The sequence below is a fragment of the Bacteroides sp. NGMCC 1.200775 genome (assembly GCF_040798045.1).
Classification (GTDB): Bacteria; Bacteroidota; Bacteroidia; order Bacteroidales; family Bacteroidaceae; genus Bacteroides; species Bacteroides hominis.
In genome coordinates, this window is the sequence record NZ_JASCQK010000001.1 from 549,478 (window position 1) to 572,517 (window position 23,040).

The 23,040-nt window shown below is 45.4% G+C and carries 21 protein-coding genes; 13 read left to right on the forward strand and 8 right to left on the reverse strand.

What is annotated here, in order from left to right; all coding sequences use genetic code 11:
- The first annotated feature begins 16 nt into the window (after positions 1 to 16).
- Positions 17 to 607: a YqgE/AlgH family protein gene (locus QK890_RS02435; RefSeq protein ID WP_005777059.1), complete on the forward strand. Its 591-nt coding sequence runs from the start codon at positions 17 to 19 to the stop codon at positions 605 to 607.
- A gap of 2 nt (positions 608 to 609) precedes the next feature.
- Here the strand turns inward: QK890_RS02435 and QK890_RS02440 are convergent, their stop codons facing one another.
- The 3 genes from QK890_RS02440 to recR are packed head-to-tail and all read right to left on the reverse strand — an operon-like array spanning position 610 to position 2,256.
- Positions 610 to 1,146 (reverse strand): GNAT family N-acetyltransferase, encoded by a 537-nt coding sequence (locus QK890_RS02440; protein WP_005805429.1) that lies wholly within the window; start codon positions 1,144 to 1,146, stop codon positions 610 to 612.
- Between the two features lie 3 nt (positions 1,147 to 1,149).
- Positions 1,150 to 1,599, reverse strand: coding sequence for a hypothetical protein (locus QK890_RS02445; protein WP_032540638.1), 450 nt, complete (start codon positions 1,597 to 1,599; stop codon positions 1,150 to 1,152).
- Positions 1,600 to 1,638: 39 nt separating this feature from the next.
- Positions 1,639 to 2,256 carry a recombination mediator RecR gene (recR, locus tag QK890_RS02450; RefSeq protein ID WP_005787270.1) on the reverse strand — a complete coding sequence of 206 codons (618 nt, stop codon included), beginning with the start codon at positions 2,254 to 2,256 and terminating at the stop codon, positions 1,639 to 1,641.
- A gap of 503 nt (positions 2,257 to 2,759) precedes the next feature.
- On the opposite strand from recR, the gene QK890_RS02455 reads away from it, so the two are divergent.
- From QK890_RS02455 to QK890_RS02480, 6 genes are all read left to right on the forward strand, one after another.
- The gene (locus QK890_RS02455) at positions 2,760 to 3,131 is read left to right on the forward strand and encodes a hypothetical protein (RefSeq protein WP_367627262.1); all 372 of its coding nucleotides are present in this window, start codon (positions 2,760 to 2,762) and stop codon (positions 3,129 to 3,131) included.
- 285 nt (positions 3,132 to 3,416) lie between these two features.
- Positions 3,417 to 3,932: an isoprenylcysteine carboxyl methyltransferase family protein gene (locus QK890_RS02460; RefSeq protein WP_005777051.1), complete on the forward strand. Its 516-nt coding sequence runs from the start codon at positions 3,417 to 3,419 to the stop codon at positions 3,930 to 3,932.
- A gap of 253 nt (positions 3,933 to 4,185) precedes the next feature.
- A complete protein-coding gene (locus QK890_RS02465) occupies positions 4,186 to 4,443 on the forward strand; it encodes a hypothetical protein (protein WP_032540635.1) in 258 nt (85 codons plus the stop codon).
- A 255-nt stretch (positions 4,444 to 4,698) separates the two neighbouring features.
- Positions 4,699 to 6,144 carry a sodium:solute symporter gene (locus QK890_RS02470; RefSeq protein WP_367627147.1) on the forward strand — a complete coding sequence of 482 codons (1,446 nt, stop codon included), beginning with the start codon at positions 4,699 to 4,701 and terminating at the stop codon, positions 6,142 to 6,144.
- A gap of 21 nt (positions 6,145 to 6,165) precedes the next feature.
- Complete coding sequence (gene yihA / locus QK890_RS02475) at positions 6,166 to 6,771, forward strand: ribosome biogenesis GTP-binding protein YihA/YsxC (protein WP_005777046.1); 606 nt, start codon at positions 6,166 to 6,168, stop codon at positions 6,769 to 6,771.
- Between the two features lie 16 nt (positions 6,772 to 6,787).
- Positions 6,788 to 7,387: a DUF4923 family protein gene (locus QK890_RS02480; protein ID WP_005777045.1), complete on the forward strand. Its 600-nt coding sequence runs from the start codon at positions 6,788 to 6,790 to the stop codon at positions 7,385 to 7,387.
- 139 nt (positions 7,388 to 7,526) lie between these two features.
- Here QK890_RS02480 and QK890_RS02485 read toward each other — a convergent pair whose 3' ends face one another.
- The 3 genes from QK890_RS02485 to QK890_RS02495 are packed head-to-tail and all read right to left on the reverse strand — an operon-like array spanning position 7,527 to position 11,990.
- Positions 7,527 to 8,201: an ABC transporter ATP-binding protein gene (locus QK890_RS02485; protein ID WP_005777044.1), complete on the reverse strand. Its 675-nt coding sequence runs from the start codon at positions 8,199 to 8,201 to the stop codon at positions 7,527 to 7,529.
- 18 nt (positions 8,202 to 8,219) lie between these two features.
- A complete protein-coding gene (locus QK890_RS02490; protein WP_032540633.1) occupies positions 8,220 to 10,637 on the reverse strand; it encodes an ABC transporter permease in 2,418 nt (805 codons plus the stop codon).
- Positions 10,638 to 10,643: 6 nt separating this feature from the next.
- Positions 10,644 to 11,990 (reverse strand): DUF4933 domain-containing protein, encoded by a 1,347-nt coding sequence (locus tag QK890_RS02495; RefSeq protein WP_032540632.1) that lies wholly within the window; start codon positions 11,988 to 11,990, stop codon positions 10,644 to 10,646.
- A gap of 226 nt (positions 11,991 to 12,216) precedes the next feature.
- Here QK890_RS02495 and QK890_RS02500 point away from each other — a divergent pair, with 226 nt between their 5' ends.
- From QK890_RS02500 to QK890_RS02520, 5 genes are all read left to right on the forward strand, one after another.
- Positions 12,217 to 13,587: a sigma-54 dependent transcriptional regulator gene (locus QK890_RS02500; RefSeq protein ID WP_032530860.1), complete on the forward strand. Its 1,371-nt coding sequence runs from the start codon at positions 12,217 to 12,219 to the stop codon at positions 13,585 to 13,587.
- A gap of 20 nt (positions 13,588 to 13,607) precedes the next feature.
- Positions 13,608 to 14,927: a PAS domain-containing sensor histidine kinase gene (locus QK890_RS02505; RefSeq protein ID WP_032540631.1), complete on the forward strand. Its 1,320-nt coding sequence runs from the start codon at positions 13,608 to 13,610 to the stop codon at positions 14,925 to 14,927.
- 184 nt (positions 14,928 to 15,111) lie between these two features.
- On the forward strand, positions 15,112 to 15,507 hold the full coding sequence (locus tag QK890_RS02510) for a DUF1573 domain-containing protein (protein ID WP_005777034.1): 396 nt from the start codon (positions 15,112 to 15,114) through the stop codon (positions 15,505 to 15,507).
- Positions 15,508 to 15,637: 130 nt separating this feature from the next.
- Entirely contained in the window at positions 15,638 to 17,626 is a 1,989-nt protein-coding gene (locus QK890_RS02515; RefSeq protein ID WP_005777032.1) for an OPT family oligopeptide transporter, read from the forward strand.
- 114 nt (positions 17,627 to 17,740) lie between these two features.
- Entirely contained in the window at positions 17,741 to 18,517 is a 777-nt protein-coding gene (locus QK890_RS02520; protein ID WP_032530914.1) for an N-acetylmuramoyl-L-alanine amidase-like domain-containing protein, read from the forward strand.
- 590 nt (positions 18,518 to 19,107) lie between these two features.
- Here QK890_RS02520 and lipB read toward each other — a convergent pair.
- Entirely contained in the window at positions 19,108 to 19,773 is a 666-nt protein-coding gene (lipB, locus tag QK890_RS02525) for a lipoyl(octanoyl) transferase LipB (protein WP_367627148.1), read from the reverse strand.
- 65 nt (positions 19,774 to 19,838) lie between these two features.
- Here lipB and QK890_RS02530 point away from each other — a divergent pair, with 65 nt between their 5' ends.
- Positions 19,839 to 20,678: a helix-turn-helix domain-containing protein gene (locus QK890_RS02530; protein ID WP_005777027.1), complete on the forward strand. Its 840-nt coding sequence runs from the start codon at positions 19,839 to 19,841 to the stop codon at positions 20,676 to 20,678.
- Positions 20,679 to 20,794: 116 nt separating this feature from the next.
- Here QK890_RS02530 and QK890_RS02535 read toward each other — a convergent pair whose 3' ends face one another.
- Entirely contained in the window at positions 20,795 to 23,005 is a 2,211-nt protein-coding gene (locus tag QK890_RS02535; RefSeq protein ID WP_005805402.1) for a cation-translocating P-type ATPase, read from the reverse strand.
- Between the last annotated feature and the right edge of the window lie 35 nt (positions 23,006 to 23,040).

A 23,040-nucleotide genomic window follows, 5' to 3' on the forward strand; every position in this document is an offset into this window, starting at 1 on the left:
TCTTTAAATTAGGGGCATGAACATCAATTCCGACATATTTAAGATCCAATCGAATAACGTAATGCCATCGAGAGGAAAGATTCTGATATCAGAACCTTTCCTCCACGATGTAACCTTCGGAAGGTCAGTAGTATTACTTGTTGATCATACTGAGGAAGGAAGCATGGGATTGATTATAAATAAACAACTCCCATTGATGCTCAATGATATTATTAAAGAATTTAAATATATAGAAGATATTCCGCTACACAAAGGTGGTCCTATCGGAACCGATACCCTATTCTATTTACATACTCTACGCGAAATTCCCGGAACCCTTCCAATCAATAATGGATTATACCTCAATGGAGATTTCGATGCTATCAAAAGATACATTTTACAAGGAAATCCTGTAAAAGGAAAGATACGCTTTTTTCTCGGATATTCCGGTTGGGAGTGCGAACAACTAATTCAGGAAATAAAGGAGAATACCTGGATTATTTCAAAAGAAGAAAACACCTATTTAATGAATGAAGATATAAAAGGCATGTGGAAAGAAGCTTTAGGGAAATTGGGTAGCAAGTATGAAACCTGGTCCCGCTTCCCACAAGTTCCTTCTCTAAACTAAAATTACCGCTTAGGATTCATACATTGCACAAGTACTGCATCTTTATAACCTTCGTGTGTCAACAGCCAATCTTTCAATACCCCACATTGGGTAAATCCACAAGAAGTAAACAATCGTAAACTGGCCTCATTATCTATAGCTATATGGGCATACAATTGTTTCACAAATAAAAAATTAAAAGCATATTCACAAAGCAACTTCAATGCATCGGCAGCATACCCCTCCTGTCTATAATTCCTATGAACGGCAATTCCGACTGCTCCCCTTGAATGCAAGGGCACAAAATCAGTTATATCAACTGTTCCCAAAGCACGATTGTCATTCCGGCGCATAATCATCAACCTCAGCTGTTTATCAGCAAACATGTCGCTCTGTGAACCTTCAATGTATTGTTTCAGCACAAAACGAGAATACGGAACTGTAAAACTACTGATATCCCACATGGAAGGATCATTTTCCATTTCGTACATGATATCCAAATCCTCCGGTTCCACTGCACGGAGGTATATTCGCTCATTGGTTAAGAAAGATTGTTTCATCATTTATTCTTTGTTGATATGTAGCTCGGCACGTAATCTTTTCTCTCCCGGAAGACAGAAAAAGGAAGCCGTCAGGCCTATAAGTGCACATAGCGCACCTGTACTGCTAAGTGTAAAGTAGTAACCTGCCAGATTAAACACCACTACAAATTCCAGTAAAGCCAGCCGAACAGCACTCCAAAGCATATAGCGGCTCAATGCCACCGGAAACGTCAGTTGATCTATTTTCTTTGTCAAAACAAAACTGAATAATTTAAGAGAAAGTGGTATACAGACAGCGGTTATCAAAATACCGATTGTTTCAAAAACATAAACGGCCCTTACATTATCTGCTTTTATTCCAACAGGCAACACACCAGCTTCTCCAAGCAGTACCAACAGTAACGGAATGATCCAAAAAGAAATATACTGTATCTTCTGGCTTTTCACAACGCGTTTTATTTGTTCTTCCATTTATTATATATAATGATTATCAATTACAGTAATTCCATTTTAAACGGTTCCGGTAAACGTTGTGCGGTTCACGATACTTCTACCTAATGTTATCTCATCAGTGTATTCCAACTCGTCACCAATAGATACCCCGCGGGCAAGCACACTCAGTTTGACACCCATTTTCTCAAGTTTACGGTAAATATAAAAATTTGTAGTATCCCCTTCCATAGTTGTGCTGAGAGCAAGAATGACTTCATTTATTCCGCCTTCGGCTACCCGACGCACCAGGCTTTCTATCTGCAAATCGCCCGGCCCCACCCCATCCATAGGTGAAATTACACCACCCAAAACATGGTATAGCCCACGATATTGCTGAGTAGCCTCTACAGCCATCACATCCCGTATATTCTCTACGACACAAACCATAGACGCATCTCGCTGCGGATTTGCGCAGATCTGACAAGTCTCTGTATCAGATATATTATGACACACCTTGCAATATTTCACCTCATGCTTTAAAGTTATAATAGAGCTTCCGAAAGCTTCTACCACAGATGTATCCTGACGCAATAAATGAAGCACCAGTCTCATAGCTGTTTTCCGTCCGATACCCGGCAATTTAGAAAATTCTCCGACGGCTTTTTCAAGCAACGTCGATGGATATTGTTGATTCATATACAAACAAGTATATCTATTTAATTTTCAATAAAGTATATATCAATACGCATAGAAGCAACAGATTTAATATAAAAGCACTTCAACTCTCCCATAAAGATATTGTATACTTAATGAAGCACAAAGATACGCATATTTTATAAATGGCAAATCTGCCACTGATAAAATAGGAGACTTATTCAATCGGCATGTTCATTTCTTCTATTACAATTTCCGAGACAACCTATCATTACGGAACTATAAAAACAGCTCAGAATAACGCTCACAGACACATACCGCAATCAGGTTCGACACCGCCGAACGATAATTTTCAAGTATCAGATGATGAAAATTAATCTCAAATATTCCTAAATGTTCAGATCATATTTCTTAGGACATGAACAAGTGCGGTTCCCGATGGCTACCTCTTATACATTGAACAACCAACGGCACATTTTTGTTATTATAGCTAAATAACTAAAATTATGAACTTATAAAAGACTACTTTCTATCTATTCACCCTCATTAGTTTAGTGCTTACATCCTGTAGCAGCGATGATGAAAACAAAAATGATACGCAGGTATTAGTCACTGTGATCAGTGCTGATGACAAACCCCTGTCTAACGAAATCGTCCAAATGTTCGATGAAAAAACTTATGAAGAGTTCAAAAAGGATAATCGAACGACTCCTACAGCATATGCATTAACCAACTCTAAAGGAGTGGCCACTTTCATTTTTACTTATGATGAGTGGTTCGAGTCAAGTAAAGACAGATTCTTTACTTTCGCCGTTCAATATGGCAGTGGTACGGAGAACTATGAAATATGGTCTTCGGGACGTACCATACGTTCGGGCTCAGTTACACAAATAGAGTTGAAGTTAAAACCTTTGTAAACGGAAAGCGGTTTTATAAGCGGTTCCAGGTTATAATCTCACGGAATTACTTTTAAAACCGCTTTTTAGATTTTATCTTCAGCAAATTCCTTTTTTCACAAATATCAAACAGATCAGAATGAAAGCCGCATATTTTTAACCAGTATTTAAAAACTCCTATGCCTATCCGCCAATTCATAGCTATTCTGAAATGAACTGAGTTTTGGCTCGTTTGTGCCGGGCATTCCTTCGTCATTTTGAGAACGAAAATAAAAAATTATCTTTGCTCCCTAAAATACAAAAACAATGCAGAATATCATTATTACATTTATCGTCTTTTTTACACTCAGATTGTTGTCCTTGGCCTATTCCATTCGTAACGAAAAACGTCTCCTGAAAAACGGAGCTGTACAATATGGTAAAGTTAATTCGTTATTACTGACATTAGCGCATGTCGCTTACTATTTATCCGCCCTTTATGAAGCGTATATTTCGGGAACTACCTTCAACTGTTTCTCCGTGTGTGGTGTTCTTGTAATGGGCTTTGCCTATGCTATGTTATTCTATGTCATCTATAAACTACACGATGTATGGACAGTGAAACTTTATATTGTTCCCGGTCAACGCATTGAAAAGAGCTTCCTTTTCAGGACGGTGCGACATCCCAATTACTATCTGAATATCATACCTGAGCTAATTGGAGTTGGTTTACTCTGTAATGCCTGGTACACGCTATTTATCGGGCTACCGATTTATGTATGCTTGCTGGCTGTACGTATCCGACAAGAAGAGAAGGTGATGAAAAAACTACTGGAAAACTAAATCCATTTCACCACAGACTACACGGATGAGCACAGATTCTTTAATCTTATTCTCAACGAAATTAATTATCAATCCTTGTAATCTGTGGTGAAATCAGAACCATTACAAATCTGAACTGAATCAGCTCCCACTTCTCACCGCTCCCAAACTGCCTCAAACAGAAACTTTTTATCCGTAACCAGTATTTGAATCGTTCTTTATCCATTATTATTTCTAAATTTGCCGGACTTATTTATAAAGCACCCCAGTCATAATGAAAACTATATCAAGAATCGCTACCGTTCTCGCGCTATTGGCCAGCATTATTCCTGTCTATGCCGTCATGGGCATCGTATTAGATCCCAATGGCGATGGAAATCTGTTAATAACACTCGGCACCCTGACGCCTATATTGGGTGGCCTTTTGATGGGTATCGTGAAACTCGTGAAGAAATCACCAAAGGCTGCCACTATTTATTCTATAATAAGCCTCTCAGTTTCGGCAGTTGTTTATGCCGTCATATTGACATAAATATGGTTATTCATCATTTGCTTATCAATCGTTAATATCTAAATAAACGCAGCATAGGCGGGTGTTTCAACTGTTACAAGAGGGTGTGTTTACCTGCAACAGAGCGGTGCGGGTGATTACCAAACTTTTATTATTTATTCGTCTATAAATATTGCTGATCCATATATAAAATTCCATTATAGACCCGTAGAGATAAATATCAAATTTTAATTAGCAATCATCGTTTGCAAAATAAGTGTTACCTTTGTACCCGTTATGATGATACTTGTCACTATTGTATGTTACTTTGCCATTCTCTTGCTGATAGCCCGTATCACCGGACGGAAAGGAGGTTCGAATGCAGCGTTTTTCAAAGGAGAAAACCAGTCTCCGTGGTACATCGTTGCTTTCGGAATGATTGGCGCATCCATTTCGGGAGTGACTTTCGTATCTGTACCCGGCATGGTAAAGGCGATGGATATGACGTATATGCAAACTGTATTCGGATTCTTTTTCGGTTACCTGGCAGTTGCCCATATACTCCTCCCACTCTATTATAAACTCAACCTGACCAGCATATACACTTATCTGGATACCCGTATCGGAAAGCGCGCCTACCGTACAGGAGCTTCTTTTTTCCTTCTTTCGCGTATGCTGGGCACAGCTGCAAAACTATACCTCGTCTGTCTGATTCTATATACCTATGTGTTTCGCGACATGGGCATACCATTCTGGAGTATTGCTGCCGGATCGGTAGCCTTAGTCTGGATATACACTCACAAGAGCGGTATTAAAACTATCGTCTGGACAGACACCTTACAGACCTTCTGTCTGATTGCCGCACTGATCTGTATCCTTGTTTTTGTCACAGCAAAACTAAATCTTGACTTCAGCGGAGTCATACAGACAATCAGTAACAATGAACACAGCCGCATTTTTGTATTTGACGACTGGATGTCACGCCAGAATTTCTTCAAGCAGTTTCTGAGCGGGATTTTCATTGTTATCGTTATGACCGGACTCGATCAAGACATGATGCAAAAAAACCTTTCTTGCCGTAGCCTGCGTGACGCACAGAAAAATATGTATTGTTATGGCTTCGCATTCGCCCCGCTCAACCTGCTGTTCCTCGGCCTTGGCATTTTATTACTGGTCCTTGCTCAGGAGATGCAGCTGGAACTTCCGGCAACCGGTGACGATATCCTGCCTATGTTTGCCACTCAAGGGTATTTGGGAGAAGGAGTGCTGATTCTATTCACAATCGGTATCATTGCCGCCGCCTTTAGTAATTCGGATTCGGCTTTGACCGCCATGACAACGAGCTTTTGCATCGATCTGCTCGACACAGGGAAAGACACAGAAGGAATAGCCCGTAAAAAACGAAACCGGGTACACATCGGGCTCTCTATTCTGCTTGTTTTCTTTATCTGCCTTGTCGATGCATTGAACAATCAAAGTGTTATTGATGCCATTTACATCATAGCTTCCTATACATATGGCCCTCTTTTGGGAATGTTTGCTTTCGGTTTGTTTACCCGACGGCAAACAAACGATCGGTACATACCGTTTATTGCGATAGTTTCACCGCTGATATGTTACGCAGCCGATAGGCTTGTCCGTCAGGAAACCGGCTATCAGTTTGGTTATGAATTACTGATGCTGAACGGTATGCTTACTTTTGCAGGGATGTGGATTGCATCAAGAAAAGCAACTAAAAAATGAATTTAAAAACTAACAAGAAATATGGAAATAACCAATGCTGAGTTTGTAATTAGTAACACGGACGTGAAAAAATGTCCTGCAGGCACCTTTCCCGAATACGCCTTTATCGGCCGATCCAATGTGGGCAAATCCAGCCTCATCAATATGCTGACCGCCCGAAAGGGACTGGCCATGACTTCCGCCACTCCCGGTAAGACAATGCTTATCAACCATTTTCTGATCAATAACAGTTGGTATCTGGTTGACCTCCCCGGATACGGATATGCCAGACGAGGCCAGAAAGGACAGGAGCAAATACGCACTATCATCGAAGACTATATCCTCGAGCGGGAACAGATGACCAATCTTTTCGTATTGATAGACAGTCGGTTGGAGCCCCAGAAAATAGATATAGAGTTCATGGAATGGTTGGGTGAGAACGGAATCCCCTTTTCCATTATCTTCACCAAAGCAGACAAGCTAAAAGGAGGACGACTCAAAATGAATATCAACGCATATCTGAAGGAGTTACGGAAACAGTGGGAAGAACTCCCCCCCTACTTCATCACTTCATCGGAAGAATGCCTTGGTAGAACAGAAGTATTAAATTACATCGAATCAATTAACAAAGAACTTTATTCAAAGTAAAAACAGAGATATCAAAATGAAAAGAGAACTATTATCATTGGCAGTTCTTGCCACACTGCTGCTTGTACCGGCCACAGGTCGTGCACAATCCATTAAAGATCTATTCAACAAAGACAATATTTCCAAAGTGGTCAATGCCGTCACCGGGCATACCGAAACAGTGGATATGACCGGAACCTGGCGTTATACCGGCTCCGCCATTGAATTCGAATCGGAAAATCTGCTGAAAAAAGCCGGAGGAACGGTTGCCGCTTCCGCTGCCGAACAAAAACTGGATGAACAATTAGCCAAACTCGGCATAAAAGAAGGGCAACTGAGCTTTACGTTCAACACAGACAGTACTTTTGTCAGCACTTTAGGCAAACGCAAGCTGAACGGTACCTACTCTTATAACCCCACAACCGGTATGCTCCAGTTGAAGTACATGAAATTGATCCCCATGAACGCAAAAGTCAACTATACGACCCAGCAAATGGATCTTCTGTTTGAAGCAGATAAGTTACTGAAATTAATCACTTTCTTATCCAGTAAAAGCAGCAGTGCCACCCTCAAGGCCATCAGTTCATTGGCAGACAGCTATGACGGCATGATGCTTGGATATGAACTGAAACGATGAGAGCTTTTGAATGATGAACGGTAAACAACGATCAACGATGAATAATAAAGTAATTAGCGAGTAAAATAGGTTATCATAATTCTCTCTGTTAATCGCATTATTCATCGTTGATCGCTTATTGCTTATCATTCAAAAACCTTCATCGTTTGCTTTCCGTCAAAATGCACCCATCCATCATCCTCACAATACGGTTGGCCTCCCGCGCATTCTCTTCCGAGTGGGTCACCATTACAATAGTTGCCCCATCCTTATTCAACTCTTTCAACAAGGCCATCACCTCATTACCATTGGTAGAATCAAGATTACCTGTCGGCTCGTCCGCTAATATAATCCGCGGATTCGTCACAATGGCCCGGGCTATAGCTACACGCTGCTGCTGACCTCCGGACAGTTGTTGAGGATAATGTTCCGCACGATGGGCAATCTGCATTCTTTCCAACGCCTTGTTCACACGTTCCACACGTTCACGAACCGGTACTCCGGCATACAGCAATGGCAATTCCACATTTTCAAACACAGTCAGCTCGTCTATCAGATTAAAACTCTGGAAGACAAAACCAATATTCCCGTTCCGCATATCCGTCCGATCGTTTTCCGAGTAGCGGGAAACCTCTTTGTCAATGAACCACAGCTGCCCCGAAGTAGGATTGTCCAGCAAGCCCAACATATTCAGCAAAGTTGATTTTCCACATCCCGAAGGCCCCATGATTGCTACAAATTCTCCTTCTGATATTTCGATGCTAATTTCGTTCAATGCGGTAGTCTGCACACTTTCTGTACGGAATATCTTTGTCAATCCAATTGCTTTTATCATAATCTTTCAGTTTTTTTATTATTCATATCTCAATGACTTTACCGGATTTTGTGAAGCCGTCCGCCAAGTCTGGCCAATCACCGTAAGCAAGGTGATGCTGGCTATAATCAGTCCCACCAACGGAAACAGCCACCAGCTGATCGCTGTTTGATAGGCAAAATCGCTCAACCAATAGTACATCAGGAGATAACCCGACGGACAAGCAATCACAAAGGCAATGCCCACCCATTTCAGGTATTCCAGACAGAACATCTTTACAATCCGATCCGAATGGGCACCATTCACTTTACGGATACCGATCTCTTTAGTACGCTGCCGGGTAGAGAGTGAAACCAGCCCGAACACTCCCATCATAGCTATAACAATAGCAAGTACGGTAAACGAAAACAGCATCCGGCCTTGTTGTCGCTCTTTCTCGTAATTCCGATTCAAAGCATCTGAAAAAAACTGATACTTAAACTCCTTGACAAACAGGGGAGCCATCTCCTCAAACTTCTTTTGAATAAACGCCAAAGTTTCCTGCTTATGCTCCGGAGAGATCTTAATGTGTATATTCACCAGACATTCCGGACTGTACATCAGGTATGCCGGTTTAATTTTTTCACGCAACGATTGAAAATTAAAATCCTGCACAACGCCCACAATACGTTTCTTAAAACTCCCCACACCAAAACCTCCGCTAATCTCCATACCCACGGGATCAGACACATTCATTGCCTTCCAGGCTGTTTCATTAATAATTATCGGAAAATCATACGCTCCACTAAAATAAGCTCCGGCATCTGCCTTTAAAATCTCTCCTTTCAGAAGTTTCAGTCCGAAGGTATTCACAAAATTGCCATCAGCCCAGATACACATCATCCGCAGTGAATCGACCTTTCCTTCCGCATCCGTCCACTGCAATACATCACCCTGCCCCTTGCTATCTTCCATATAATCGGCAATTTCAGCCCCCATCGAAACACTGAGGATATTCGGATTCTTTAGAATTTCTTGTCGGAATCCATCAACGTTATACCATAAACTCGTATAGACAGAAACTATATTCTCTCTATTCAGACCTAAATCTTTATTCTGTAAATAATTCAATTGTTTGAATACAATGCCGGTATACAACAGCAGCGTGATGGCAATAACAAACTGTACGCAAAGCAGACCGCGTATCAGGCCTCCCTTTTTTCCCGACTTTTGTCCTCCTTTGAAAGCCATCAGCGGATTTATGGCCGAGAGATAAAATGCCGGATAACTGCCGGAAAGACATCCCACACCGACAATTCCCACAACAATATAGACCAATACACTCCAGCTGAATTGCAGAGTAATATCTTTACCCATCATCTGATTGAAGAGTGGTAAAAGCAGTTCTGTCAGGGCTAATGCCAACACCAGTGAAATGAACGCCTGCACCAGACTTTCGGAAAGAAACTGCACAATCAGTGTTTTACGCTTGGCACCGGTCACTTTCCTCACTCCTATCTCTTTATAACGTAACGCTGCCCGGGCTGTAGAAAGGGTAGTGAAATTAAATGCCCCCATAAAAACAATCAATACGGCCAAAGCTATAAACAGGAAAATGGAAGTCATATTGCCGTGATTCCGGACAGATACATCCACAAAGTCGGTCTTTAAATGTATATCATTCAAGGGCTGAAACCGTAGTAAACGTTCTGCATGGACACGGTTACTCAACAAACGACTCATTTGGTTCCTGTCTGCATCGGACATCGACGAACCGGAACGCATTTTCACGTAGACATTCGCTTCTCTGCGATCCCAGTCTGTGCCGCTCCGGTAGATGCATACATTCTCGTTCATCTTATCAAATAATGCCTGTCCGACGACAGCATCAAATTGCAGATGACTCTTACGGGGCACTTTTACCACCCCGACTACCGTAAGGCTGTACTCAGTATCCATACCTTCGGTATATATCAGCTGTTGTCCGATTGCCGAAGCTGTACCAAAGAACTTTCGGGCCATTTTCTCGGAAAGTACTATATGGTTGAAGCCCGATTTGAGTTTGGAAGGATCACCTTCTGCCACTTTGAAGGGAAACATATCAAAAAATGTCGTATCGACACATATCATATCGGCAGAAAGATTCCGGTCCTTCAAGCACAAAGACCTTAACTCCCTGGCTTTAACGTATGTTGCCTGTTCCACCTGAGGGAACTCTTTACGAAAAGCTTCGGCCAAGGGTATGGCTGTAAAAGGGCTTTCCACTATTTCCCCACTCTCAGTACAATTGGCTTCAATCACCCGGAATATCCTCCCTGCATCCGGATTATAATCTTCAAATGTCAATTCATCCACTACCCACAAATAAATCAGGAATGCAGCTGCCATGCCCAATACAAATCCCAACATATTAATGGTAGAAAACAGGAAGCTCCGTTTTATCAACCGAAGAGCTACTTTTAAATAATGGCTTATCATATTTACCTATTTAATAATTAACCAGATATTATCAGTCTTACTCAACTTCTCCACTTGCCCATTTTCCCGCATCTGGGCCGGATACAACTCTAACAAAGAACTTTTAGAGAAAAACCGGGCCGGATTGCCTTCTATACTCCGGTTGGGCCAGAAAGGTAAACTTTCCGGCAAATCGGCAATGATAAGCGGCTGCTCCGGATTCACTTTATCAGACACCACAGGCAAGGAGAAAAACTCTCCGCTCCGCTTGTCATACACCAGAGAATAAAGTTTCACACTCCTGTTTTTACGGGCATTTATGCTATCATATCCTTTATCGATGCTTAAGAAAAGGAAGCGATCCGTATCAACGCACGAAGTGAGGAAATAAGAATTACCCACATCAGCCCCACCGGCCACCCGGGCCCCTGTCAGGTGGGGCAATGAACCGAAATCGAGTTTATAGGCAACTTCCAGAGTCGAAGCATTTTTTATTCTGTATATCTTACCGCCATACGCATGGTAGAACATGGTGTTGCCTTGATAATAGTAAACGATATCCCCTTCAGCCTCAAAAAGCCGGGCCTTGTACCGCTCGTTATCCCCCAATACGAAATGGCAAAGCGTATCACCTTTCAATCCCATCGTATAAAGTTCATCCGAACAACTGACACGCATTCCATAACCGTCGGGCATGGAAAAAAGATAATTTCTGTCTATCGGAAGCTTACTGCGGATAGACTTTAACTCTACCGGCTGAGGAGATGCCAGCAACTCTGCCCAGGGAGTAACCACTAAATGCGCTTTGCCCGTCTTCATATTCCGGCATGTAAATCGCAATTGCCCCTTGGCAGGATCATAATAAAAATCTCTCAGGAAATATCCTCCTTCAACTTTCACTGAACCACCTCCGCTGTGAATAACCTTTAAATCCGAACGAACCAGCATTTTCTTTTTCTCAAAATCCCGGTCCAGCAACCAAAGTCCGTCTTCGGCAAACACCAGAAAGTCATCATCAATCCTAATCAGTGAGCTCCCATCACATCGGGGTTCCATCTTTTTATAATTCACCTCCTTCCCCAAATCACTGAGCCGGAAAGGACGGACATTCTTCAATGCCGATTCAACATTCAGCACAATCGCACCTTCAGTCATGATCCGGGGCTGATATTTGATACCCGGAGGAGCCTGATAATCTTCCGCAAACTCCGATGGTGCGCTTTCTTCAACCGGAGAATCCTTTTGAGTTCTGTCTTTGACAAATTCTTTTTTCAGCTCTTCCTTACTGACTCCCGGATTCTTACTGCCACAAGCTGACAAGCAGATAATACCTGCCAGAAACAAACTTTCAATGTAACAACATCTTCTCTTCATACCGTTCTTCTTATTTCCTGTTCATACTCCGATGCCCCAATGCCATGCGTTATTTTAATAAGATAATGACAAGAAGCATACCAAATAAGCACTCCCCTATTTATCAGCCGATTGACGCAAACAGCAAACCGGTATTTTGCACGATACCGTGCACTTTTTGTACGATATCGTACACCGCTTATTCAAACATATTCCCTATCTTTGTCGCTATACAAGACATCCGACTATGACACTAAAGCGAGGAAGAATACTGATTGCGGACGACAATGAAGACATCCTCTTCACGTTGAAGATGTTGTTGCGTCCCATTGCGGAAACAATAACCGTCACCACCGACCCGCGGGAATTATTGCCGATTCTCTCACGTACCCATCACGACGTAATACTGCTGGATATGAACTTCCGCAGCGATGCCGTAAGCGGACGTGAAGGTTTCCGATGGCTGGAAGAGATTCTGAAACTCGATCCCAAGGCCGTAGTAATATTTATCACCGCATACGCCGATACGGAAAAGGCCGTACAGGCCATCAAACAGGGAGCCACCGATTTTATAGCCAAGCCCTGGCAGAATGACAAGATGATAGCTACGGTATCTGCCGCACTGCAACTCAGTTTCAGCCGCACGGAGGTGGAATCTCTCAAAGAACAGAAAGAGGCTTTGGCAGCGCCCTCACCCGAACCCACCCGCATTATCGGTGAATCGGCCGCCATGCAAGCCATCTTCCAGACCATCCGTAAATTGGCCGATACGGATGCCAACCTTTTATTGTTGGGCGAGAACGGTACTGGGAAGGATTTGATAGCCCGATATGTATACGAACAGTCGCCCCGCAAAAACGGGATATACGTACCGATCGATTTGGGTAGTATCCCCGAAACACTGTTCGAGAGCGAACTTTTCGGATATGAAAAAGGAGCATTCACGGATGCACGGAAAAACAAACCCGGCAGGCTGGAAGTGGCTTCGGGAGGTACGTTGTTCCTCAACGAAATCGGCAATCTCAGCCTTCCGCTACAAGCCAAACTACTTTCGGTCATCGAGCAACGGAAGAGTTCCCGACTGGGAGCCACTGCCTCTTACCCGGTAGACGTGCGGCTGATATGTGCCACCAACACCGACCTCTATACGGCTATCGACAACGGACAGTTCCGGCAAGACCTCCTCTACCGCATCAATACCATCGAAATACGCATTCCTCCATTGCGTGAACGGGGAAACGACCTGTTCCTGCTGGCCGACCATTTCTTGCAACATTACCGGAAGAAGTATAAAAAGGAAGTCCGTACCATCTCGAAAGAAGCCCGCAAGCGCATGCAGCTCTATCACTGGCCGGGCAATGTACGCGAACTGGAACACACCATCGAGCGGGCCGTCATTCTCTCAGGAAGTTCCACCCTGACACCCGACGATTTTATGCTCCGTCCCGCCCTGCAGGAACAGCCCTCCGAAAAAGAGAGATACAACCTTGAACGGCAGGAACGGGAAACTATCGACGAAGTACTCCGCCTTTGTGCCGGCAACATCACAGTGGCTGCGGAAATGCTGGGCATCACCCGTACATCGCTGTACAGGCGCATTGAAAAGTACGGATTATAAGAGCACCAAACAGAAACAACATGAAACAAAAATGGGTGAAACATCCCCTCTTATTAACGGTAGCGTTGCTGCTCTGCTGTTTTATCACCATCTGGCTCGGCATGCACGGGTTTTATATCAGTCTGCTTGTCGCAGGCTGTGTCACCCTTTTCGTGGCTTACACCATTTACCGGTATATCCTCCGTTCCGCACGTGCCATGGCACAACTCATCTGGGCCATTCGTTATTCCGATTTCCTCTCCTTGCCCGCACAGCGAGAAGAGCACCTCCATTCGCTCCCTGCAGAACTTTGGGATGAACTGAACGAAGCCTTGGACTTCTATAAACAGAATCTTCAGAAAAAAGAGAGCCAACTCCAGTATTTTCAGGCTCTGGCCAATCATATCGACCTGTCGGTCCTTGTCTACACCCCTTCCGGAAAGATAGAATGGCTGAACGAAGCCGCCAAAAGATTACTGGGAAAATCCACACTGAAAAGTGTCGAAGATCTGGCCGACTTCCAACCCGAACTTCCTTCGCGGCTCTATTCGCTCAAAGCCGGAGACCTGTCTGTATTGCAGGTGCAAAAGGAAGAAGAAAGAATACAACTCGCACTCTCAGGCATGGAGTTCGTCATACAGGGACGTCCCCTGATCGTAGCAAGCATGAAGAACATACACTCTGTATTGGACAATCAGGAGACGGAAGCCTGGCAAAAGCTGATTCGGGTACTGACGCACGAAATTATGAATTCCATCACTCCGGTCACTTCTTTATCGGAATTGCTGGAACAGCAGATAGGCAACTTCGACGGTGATGCCGAAGAACGGAAAGAAATACTCCAGATGTTGCAGACCATCCGCCGGCGGGGCGACGGACTGATCCGGTTCGTGAACAGCTACAGGGAAGTATCCCATCTCCCACAACCGCTCCTGAAAATATATACAGACCGGGAATTACTGGCAGGGATAGCACAACTGATGCATACAGACCGGGATGACTTGCACCTGGTATTGCCGGACAAGCCCCTGCGTCTTATTATAGACAAGGATCTGATAGAACAAGTACTTATCAACCTGATCAGGAATGCCCGCGAAAACGATGCGACCGACATTCGGCTGTCGACCGGATTAAGCTCCGGCGAACGTCCGTATATAAGGATTGAAGACAATGGGACGGGAATCGAGCAGGAAGTGCTCGAACGTATTTTCGTACCGTTCTTCACTACCAAAACTACCGGTTCGGGTATCGGACTGACCATCTCACGACAAATCATGCACCTGCATCACGGCACCATCACCGCTTCGTCCGAAACAGGTAAAGGCAGTACCTTCACCCTCCTGTTTCCACCCCTTTTTTAAGGAGGGTGTAGCCATCCGGGGCATTGGGTGTAGCCATCCGCACCTTAGGGCTACACCCTATACACCGGATGGCTACACCCTCTCCATCAGACGGTTTTTAATACAATTTCACCGTCATACGACACCATTTATCAAAAAAAGCCTTAACTTTGCCGCCCACGAAACCATAAAAAAGAAATAGAAAATGAAGAAAATACTATTTTTTATCACTATGATGGTACTGAGCGTCGGTCTTGTCCAGGCTCAAGGTAAAGCAGAAATAAAGTTTGATAAGACAACACACGACTTCGGGACATTCTCTGAAAACAACCCGATTGTCAGTTGCACATTCAAGTTTACGAATATCGGCGATGGCCCGTTGGTCATCCATCAGGCAGTGGCATCTTGCGGATGTACCGTACCCGAATATACCCAGGAACCCATCATGCCGGGAAAAACAGGTACAATCAAAGTGACTTACAACGGAACGGATAAATATCCGGGACACTTCAAAAAGTCGATTACCCTGCGTACAAACGCCAAAACAGAGATGATACGTCTTTTTGTGGAAGGCGACATGACGGCCAAAGACGCAAAGTAAGCAAAAATAAATAACAACAATGAGGAGAATCTTTCGGGATTCTCCTTTTTTTTTGCTTACTTTGAGGCTGTTTTGAAAAACCAACCGTTTGGAAATCCGATAAACTATACATAAACTACAAAAAACAATTATGAAACAAGAAGAAGACAAATTTACGGGCTTGCCCGAAAACGCGTTCCGGGAACTAAAGCCGGGAGAAGTGTACAACCCGCTGATGAGTCCGACGAAAACGTATCCGGAGGTCACTCTCTGGTCGGTAGCATGGGGAATCGCCATGGCCATCCTCTTCTCTGCTGCCGCAGCCTATCTGGGGCTCAAAGTGGGACAAGTATTCGAAGCAGCCATCCCCATCGCAATCATAGCAGTCGGTGTGTCCGGTGCAGCCAAGCGTAAAAACGCACTCGGCGAAAACGTAATCATCCAGTCCATCGGTGCCTGCTCGGGTGTCATCGTAGCAGGAGCCATCTTCACACTGCCTGCCCTCTACATCCTGCAAGCCAAATATCCGGAAATGTCAGTCACCTTCATGCAAGTATTTATCAGTTCACTGCTGGGCGGTGTGCTGGGTATCTTGTTCCTGATTCCTTTCCGCAAATACTTCGTAAGCGATATGCACGGTAAATATCCTTTCCCGGAGGCAACAGCCACTACACAGGTGCTGGTGTCGGGCGAGAAGGGCGGCAGCCAGGCAAAACCATTGCTGATGGCCGGGTTAATCGGAGGTCTGTACGACTTTATCGTGGCAACTTTCGGCTGGTGGAACGAGAACTTCACCACCCGCGTCTGTGGTGCGGGTGAAATGTTGGCAGAGAAAGCCAAACTGGTATTTAAAGTAAACACCGGCGCAGCCGTACTGGGTCTGGGCTATATCGTAGGATTGAAGTACGCTTCCATTATCTGCATCGGTTCATTGGCCGTATGGTGGATCATCGTACCGGGCATGTCCCTTTTCTTCGGCGACTCTGTACTGAACCAGTGGAATCCGGAAATCACCGCCACTGTAGGTTCCATGAGTCCGGAGCAGATCTTCTCCCATTATGCCAAAAGCATCGGTATCGGCGGTATCGCCATGGCGGGAGTGATCGGTATCATCAAATCATGGGGCATCATCCGCAGCGCAGTGGGACTGGCAGCTAAAGAGATGGGAGGAAAAGGAGACGTGGAGAAAAACGTCATCCGTACGCAACGCGACCTCTCCATGAAGATCATTGCCATCGGTTCCATCATCACGCTGATCCTGGTGGTGCTGTTCTTTTATTTCGACGTAATGCAGGGTAACCTGGTACATACACTGGTAGCCATTTTACTGGTAGCCGGAATTTCATTCCTGTTCACCACCGTAGCGGCCAACGCCATCGCCATTGTAGGTACCAATCCGGTATCGGGCATGACGCTGATGACGCTGATTCTGGCATCGGTTGTAATGGTAGCCGTCGGGCTGAAAGGTCCTTCGGGCATGGTTGCCGCATTAGTGATGGGCGGTGTAGTCTGCACAGCCCTCTCTATGGCAGGCGGTTTCATCACCGACCTGAAGATCGGCTACTGGCTGGGCAGTACGCCCGCCAAGCAGGAAGCGTGGAAGTTCCTCGGAACAATCGTATCCGCTGCCACCGTAGGCGGTGTAATGATTATACTGAACAAGACATACGGATTCACAAGCGGACAACTTGCCGCACCGCAGGCCAACGCGATGGCTGCTGTAATCGAACCTTTGATGAGTGGTGTAGGCGCCCCTTGGCTGCTGTACGGCATCGGTGCGGTACTGGCCATCATCCTGACGTTCTTTAAGGTTCCCGCACTGGCGTTTGCGTTGGGTATGTTCATCCCGCTCGAACTGAATGTACCGCTCGTAGTGGGCGGAGCTATCAACTGGTATGTCACCACCCGCAGCAAAGACAGTGCGCTCAACACCGAACGGGGCGAAAAAGGGACGCTGCTGGCATCCGGATTCATTGCCGGAGGTGCCCTGATGGGTGTAGTCAGCGCTGCCATGCGCTTCGGCGGAATCAATCTGGTGAACGATGCATGGCTCAACAATACCCTCTCACAGTTGGCTGCCCTGGTAGCTTACGTACTGCTAATCCTGTATTTCATTAAAGCATCCATGAAGGTAAAATGAAGTATATAGCTGAATTTCATGTATCCGGGAGGAGCGTATGTCAATCCGGCTCCGCGACGGAGTGAAATTCTCCAGATGACATATAAAGAAACTCACGAAACAACATTTATAAAGATGAAAACAATTCGTACACTTTTGTTATGTACCAGCCTATTGGCCGGAACAGTTGCAGCACAGGAAAACAGTCTGGTGCTGAGTAACGGACTCGGGTTCGTTGATACCCCCTATAAGGCAGGTACCCTTGAAGTAGACGATGCAGAAGACCTCATTATCAATTGTGACGAGGTGGACTGCACCACTTTCGTAGAATATGCACTGGCAATGGCACTCTGCCCGCAACAGGGAGACGACATGCAGGAAAGTGACTTTGCCCGTAACCTGCAACGTATCCGCTATCGCGACGGAAAAATTGACGGTTATACCTCTCGTCTGCATTATATATCCGACTGGATCAATAATGGTGTCCGCCAAGGCTTTCTTGAAGACGTAACGGCTGCCCACAGCCCTTTCACACAGAAACTGTCGATCTCTTACATGAGCACACATCCGCAACTCTACAAATCGTTGAAGAACTCTCCGGAAAATGTAGCGCAGATGGCAAAGTATGAAAAGGCACTGAGCGGTAAAGAGGTTCATTACCTTCCGAAAGACAAACTGGAGCCGGACGGATTGCCCTGGATCAAGAATGGGGACATTATTGCCCTGACCACCAATACTCCGGGGTTGGACGTAAGCCACATGGGCATTGCCATTTACATCAAGGGACAGCTGCACCTGCTGCATGCTTCGTCCAAAGAAGGCAAGGTAATAGTAGACAAGAGTGCACTGAGCCAGATGTTGAAAGACAGAAAATCACTGACAGGTATCAGAGTGCTGAGAATGAAGAAATAAACCGAAGACAAACCATACTGGACTTATCTGATCCCCGAAACCATTTTGATGCGTTTCGGGGATTTTTCTTTTCAGTAAGAAAGAGAATAGCCTTATTTCCTGACTGCCCCTTCTGCTTTTCAACGGCAACGGGAAGCACAGAAGACGGAAAACAGGACTTTTCTTCCCGAAAAGCCGGGGTTTTGCGTCCGGAGAGCCGGGGTCTGCCCCGAAAAGAGCCGGGATTTCTATGAAAAGAAGTAAGCATTCGACCCGAAAGACGGTTGCATTCCGCTGAAATGCTTACTTCTTTTCAAATTATCTCTATATGTTTTCCCACTTTACATCTGTTGTTACGGTTTTATCGTTAAAAAGAGAAGGATTATTCTCTGGTTGCATACCGTAAACGAACGAGTCCCGACTGTCAAAAAGAAAGCCGTAAGCATCCATTGACACAATTCTTCACGCATTTAGCTTCGCCACACTTACATCATGCCAACTCATAAAGTCTTTCCGCATCAAACATAAAATCGCCAACCTGTAAGGAGGGCGATTTTACCAGGCAACCGTATCATTGGATGCAAACAGAGCAAACCAGAGAGGTCTGATTATCATTTTGACAAAAGGAAAGTAAGCAGTTCGCTCCCCAGCCTCTTTTTTACCTCGTCCATATCAACACTGTGTCCGAGTTCTTTCTGAAGGGAAGTCACGCCTTTATCGATAAAACCGCAAGGATGAATGTAACTGAAATAGCGTAAATCGGTATTCACATTCAGCGCCAGTCCATGCATCGTCACGTAATGACTGCTCCGAACCCCTATCGCACATATCTTACGGGCACGGGGCGTATCACCTTCCAGCCAGACTCCTGTCGCCTTCTCTAAACGGCCGGCCTCGACACCGTAAGATGCACAGACACGGATAACGGCTTCCTCCAGTAAGTGTACATATTCCTTCAGCCCCAATCCGAACTCCTCAAGATTAAGAATCGGGTAACACACCAATTGCCCGGGACCATGATAGGTGATATCGCCGCCACGGTCGATGTGATAGAGGGTGGCACCGATAGCCTTCAGTTGCTCCTCTCCCAGCAGCATATTATTTTCCTTTCCGCTACGCCCCAGAGTATAAACGTGCGGATGTTCACAAAAAATGATGCGATTCTCGTACTTTTCTCCGCCCTGCTTGGCATGGACGAGGGCATCGAACCATTCCGTCTGTCGGCTCCATGCTTCAGAATACGGAATAAGTTCCCAATCGGTTGTAATTGTTTTCATACGGACAAAGATAAAAAAATAAAAGAAAATGTGTATATTTGCGTGATTCAAAAAAAGAAAGTAATATGAAGTTTGACTTTCCACAAGTAGATCTCCCATGCGAACTTCTGGCATGGAATGATGTAACTGAAGATATCTTGAATATCTACAAACAATCGTGCAGGCTGAAAGCCGGCATCTTTGCTATTTGTACGGAAGGTAAGATGACCGCAACCATTAACCTGATCGATTACGAAATAAAACCGAACGATCTGATCACACTGCTGCCGGGCACTATCATCCAGTTCCGCGAACGGACAGAGAAAGTACGTTTATGCTTCGCCGGATTCTCGTCGGAATGTGTAGAACGAATCAACCTGATAAAATCGATGGTCAGCTCTTTCTCTAAGATAACCGAGTGCCCGATTGTGGAATTACAGGAGGATATAGCCAGTTATCTAAAAGATTACTTCTCCCTGTTGGCACGAGTGACATGTGATGAAAGGTTCTCTCTTCCCTCCGAGATGACGGAAGTATCTTTGAAATCTATTCTGACCGCCGTCGGACTGATTTATCAGAAATATTCCCGGAAAGATCACAACACGAACCGTAAAGAAGAAATCTGCCGCGAATTGGTAGGATTGGTCACAGAGCATTATGCGGAGGAACGCCGTGCCCAGTTCTATGCAGACAAGTTGGGAATATCACTGCAACACCTCAGTACCACAGTCAAACAAGTGACAGGACGCAACGTACTGGATGTGATAGCCTATGTGGTCATTATCGACGCGAAAGCCAAATTGAAATCAACTCACATGACCATTCAGGAGATTGCCTATTCGTTGAACTTCCCCAGTGCTTCTTTTTTCGGAAAGTACTTCAGGAGATATGTAGGCATGAGTCCGCTGGAATTCAGAAACAGCTGACACCTTTCGTGGCAAAAAGATTTTCACCACAGAGGCCACAGAGTATTCATGTTGATCATCTATGACTTGAAGTTTACTCTGTGTCCTCTGTGGTGAGTTAGTTTTGAAAGGACTTGTTATTTTCTGGCCAGACTCAATGAATTCAGTACTACACTAACACTTGAGAATGCCATTGCCGCACTGGCAAGCATCGGGTTCAGCAACAGTCCGTTGATAGGGAACAGGATGCCGGCTGCAATAGGGATACCTATGAGATTATAGATAAATGCCCAAAACAGATTCTGGTGAATCAGTTTCACAGTCTGTCTTGACAACTCGAAGGCGCGGGGGAGCAACAGCAGGTCGGATGTCATCAACGTAACCATTGCTACATCCATGGCTATATCCGTCCCTTTCCCCATGGCTATGCTGACATCGGCCAGTGCCAACGCCTGTGAGTCGTTAATTCCGTCACCTACCATAGCTACGGTTTTTCCCTGCATCTGGAGTTCACGCACAAACTCTTCTTTATCATCCGGCAAGGCATCTGCCACAAAGCGGTCGATACCCAACTTACCCGATACGGCAAGTGCCGTGCGTTGTCCGTCGCCGGTCAGCATACAAATGTCGATCCCCTGACGTTTCAACTCTTTCACAGCCTCGGCCGAAGTCGGCTTTATCTGATCGGCAATGGCAATTACGGCAAGCACCTCACTGCCACGGCCAAAGTATACAATGCTGTTTCCATCCGATTCGTATTGCACCATCATTTCGGCAAGCACATCAGAGAGCGAAGCGCTGAAATCTTTCAGTAACTTGTGGCTGCCCACCCAATAAGTCTCCCCTTGATAAACCACCTTGATTCCTTTTCCAGTGATACTCTCAAAGCTGTCCAGTTGGGCAGGAACTATTTTCTCCACTTCCTGCAGAGAAGAGACAATGGCTCCGGCAAGCGGATGTTCGGATTTAAGTTCGGCCGCCAACAGGACATTCTTGAAATGTTCTTCCTGCACCTGTGCCCAAAGCCATCCGGAAACCGTGGGATGTCCCTCGGTCAACGTCCCGGTTTTATCGAGCACCACTACATCTACTTTACGCATCTGCTCAAGGGCAACCGCATCCTTAATCAGGATATGATTACTGGCTGCTTTGCCTATGCCCACCATCAGAGCGGTAGGTGTGGCAAGTCCCAGAGCACACGGGCAGGCAATGACCAGTACGGATACTGCCGAAAGCAGGGCGTGTGAGAAATAATCGGTACCTCCCACCAAAAGCCAGATAACAAACGTCAGCACGGCAATACAAAGCACGACAGGCACAAAGATTCCGGTCACCCGGTCTACGATGCGCTGTACGGGCGCTTTACTCCCCTGAGCCTCCTGCACCATGCGGATGATGCGTGCCAGCACCGTCTCGCTTCCTACACTCGAGGCTTTAATCACAAAAGAGCCTTTCTGGTTGATAGTTCCCGCCAATACACGGTCGCCCGTTTTCTTTTCTACGGGAATCGGTTCGCCGCTGATCATACTTTCGTCTACATAAGATTCTCCTTCGGACAACCGCCCGTCTACGGGAATCTGCTCACCGGGACGTACCACCACCAGGTCGCCTGCCTGCAACTGGTCTATCAGGATATCTTCTTCAACTCCTCCCCGAAGCACACGGGCCACACGGGGTTGAAGTCCCATCAACTTCCGAATGGCAGTAGAGGTATTCCCCTTGGCACGCTCTTCCATCAGTTTACCGGTCAGCACAAAAGCGATGATGACTACTGCCGCCTCATAGTAAACGTGAGGTTCAAGTCCGCGGTTATACCAGAACTCGGGAAAAAATGTGTTGAAGACGCTGAACAGGAAGGCGATGGAGGTACTGAGTGCCACCAGGGTATCCATATTACTCCTCCCCAAGCGTGCCTGCCGCCAGGCATTGACATAGAAAGAACCTCCGAAGAAAATCATCACGGGAAGGGCGAGTATCAACTGAATCTCGTTAGAGAAGGGCACATGCATCAAGACCATAGAAAACAGCAACATGGGGACAACGAAGATCCATGCACCGATGACCTGCCGCTTCAGCAGTCGGTAATGTTTCTCCTGGGCCTCCTCCTGACGCTCCTCTTTCAGGGCCTCTTCCACTATCAGGTCATAACCTGCGGCAAGTACGGCCGCACGGATTTCTCCGGGAGTCAGCTTGTCGGCTTCGTACGAAACGGACAGTGTGTTTGTGGCGAAGTTGACCGATGCGTCTACCACACCGGCCAATTTCTTCACTGTTTTTTCCACATTATTAGCGCACCCCGCACAGTGCATGTTCAGTACAGGAAACGCTTTCTTTATAATATTACCCATAATCTATTATTATATATACTATCTAATAAACAATG

Excerpts from the sequence above, each read along its gene's own strand:
- QK890_RS02440 (WP_005805429.1), bottom strand. The coding sequence starts at position 1,146 with ATGAAACAATCTTTCTTAACCAATGAGCGAATATACCTCCGTGCAGTG.
- QK890_RS02435 (WP_005777059.1), top strand. The coding sequence starts at position 17 with ATGAACATCAATTCCGACATATTTAAGATCCAATCGAATAACGTAATG.
- QK890_RS02505 (WP_032540631.1), top strand. The coding sequence starts at position 13,608 with ATGAAACAAAAATGGGTGAAACATCCCCTCTTATTAACGGTAGCGTTG.
- QK890_RS02470 (WP_367627147.1), top strand. The coding sequence starts at position 4,699 with ATGATGATACTTGTCACTATTGTATGTTACTTTGCCATTCTCTTGCTG.
- QK890_RS02485 (WP_005777044.1), bottom strand. The coding sequence starts at position 8,201 with ATGATAAAAGCAATTGGATTGACAAAGATATTCCGTACAGAAAGTGTG.
- QK890_RS02500 (WP_032530860.1), top strand. The coding sequence starts at position 12,217 with ATGACACTAAAGCGAGGAAGAATACTGATTGCGGACGACAATGAAGAC.
- QK890_RS02515 (WP_005777032.1), top strand. The coding sequence starts at position 15,638 with ATGAAACAAGAAGAAGACAAATTTACGGGCTTGCCCGAAAACGCGTTC.
- QK890_RS02480 (WP_005777045.1), top strand. The coding sequence starts at position 6,788 with ATGAAAAGAGAACTATTATCATTGGCAGTTCTTGCCACACTGCTGCTT.
- QK890_RS02530 (WP_005777027.1), top strand. The coding sequence starts at position 19,839 with ATGAAGTTTGACTTTCCACAAGTAGATCTCCCATGCGAACTTCTGGCA.
- QK890_RS02460 (WP_005777051.1), top strand. The coding sequence starts at position 3,417 with ATGCAGAATATCATTATTACATTTATCGTCTTTTTTACACTCAGATTG.
- QK890_RS02490 (WP_032540633.1), bottom strand. The coding sequence starts at position 10,637 with ATGATAAGCCATTATTTAAAAGTAGCTCTTCGGTTGATAAAACGGAGC.
- QK890_RS02445 (WP_032540638.1), bottom strand. The coding sequence starts at position 1,599 with ATGGAAGAACAAATAAAACGCGTTGTGAAAAGCCAGAAGATACAGTAT.
- QK890_RS02520 (WP_032530914.1), top strand. The coding sequence starts at position 17,741 with ATGAAAACAATTCGTACACTTTTGTTATGTACCAGCCTATTGGCCGGA.
- yihA (WP_005777046.1), top strand. The coding sequence starts at position 6,166 with ATGGAAATAACCAATGCTGAGTTTGTAATTAGTAACACGGACGTGAAA.
- QK890_RS02495 (WP_032540632.1), bottom strand. The coding sequence starts at position 11,990 with ATGAAGAGAAGATGTTGTTACATTGAAAGTTTGTTTCTGGCAGGTATT.
- QK890_RS02465 (WP_032540635.1), top strand. The coding sequence starts at position 4,186 with ATGAAAACTATATCAAGAATCGCTACCGTTCTCGCGCTATTGGCCAGC.
- recR (WP_005787270.1), bottom strand. The coding sequence starts at position 2,256 with ATGAATCAACAATATCCATCGACGTTGCTTGAAAAAGCCGTCGGAGAA.
- QK890_RS02510 (WP_005777034.1), top strand. The coding sequence starts at position 15,112 with ATGAAGAAAATACTATTTTTTATCACTATGATGGTACTGAGCGTCGGT.
- lipB (WP_367627148.1), bottom strand. The coding sequence starts at position 19,773 with ATGAAAACAATTACAACCGATTGGGAACTTATTCCGTATTCTGAAGCA.
- QK890_RS02535 (WP_005805402.1), bottom strand. The coding sequence starts at position 23,005 with ATGGGTAATATTATAAAGAAAGCGTTTCCTGTACTGAACATGCACTGT.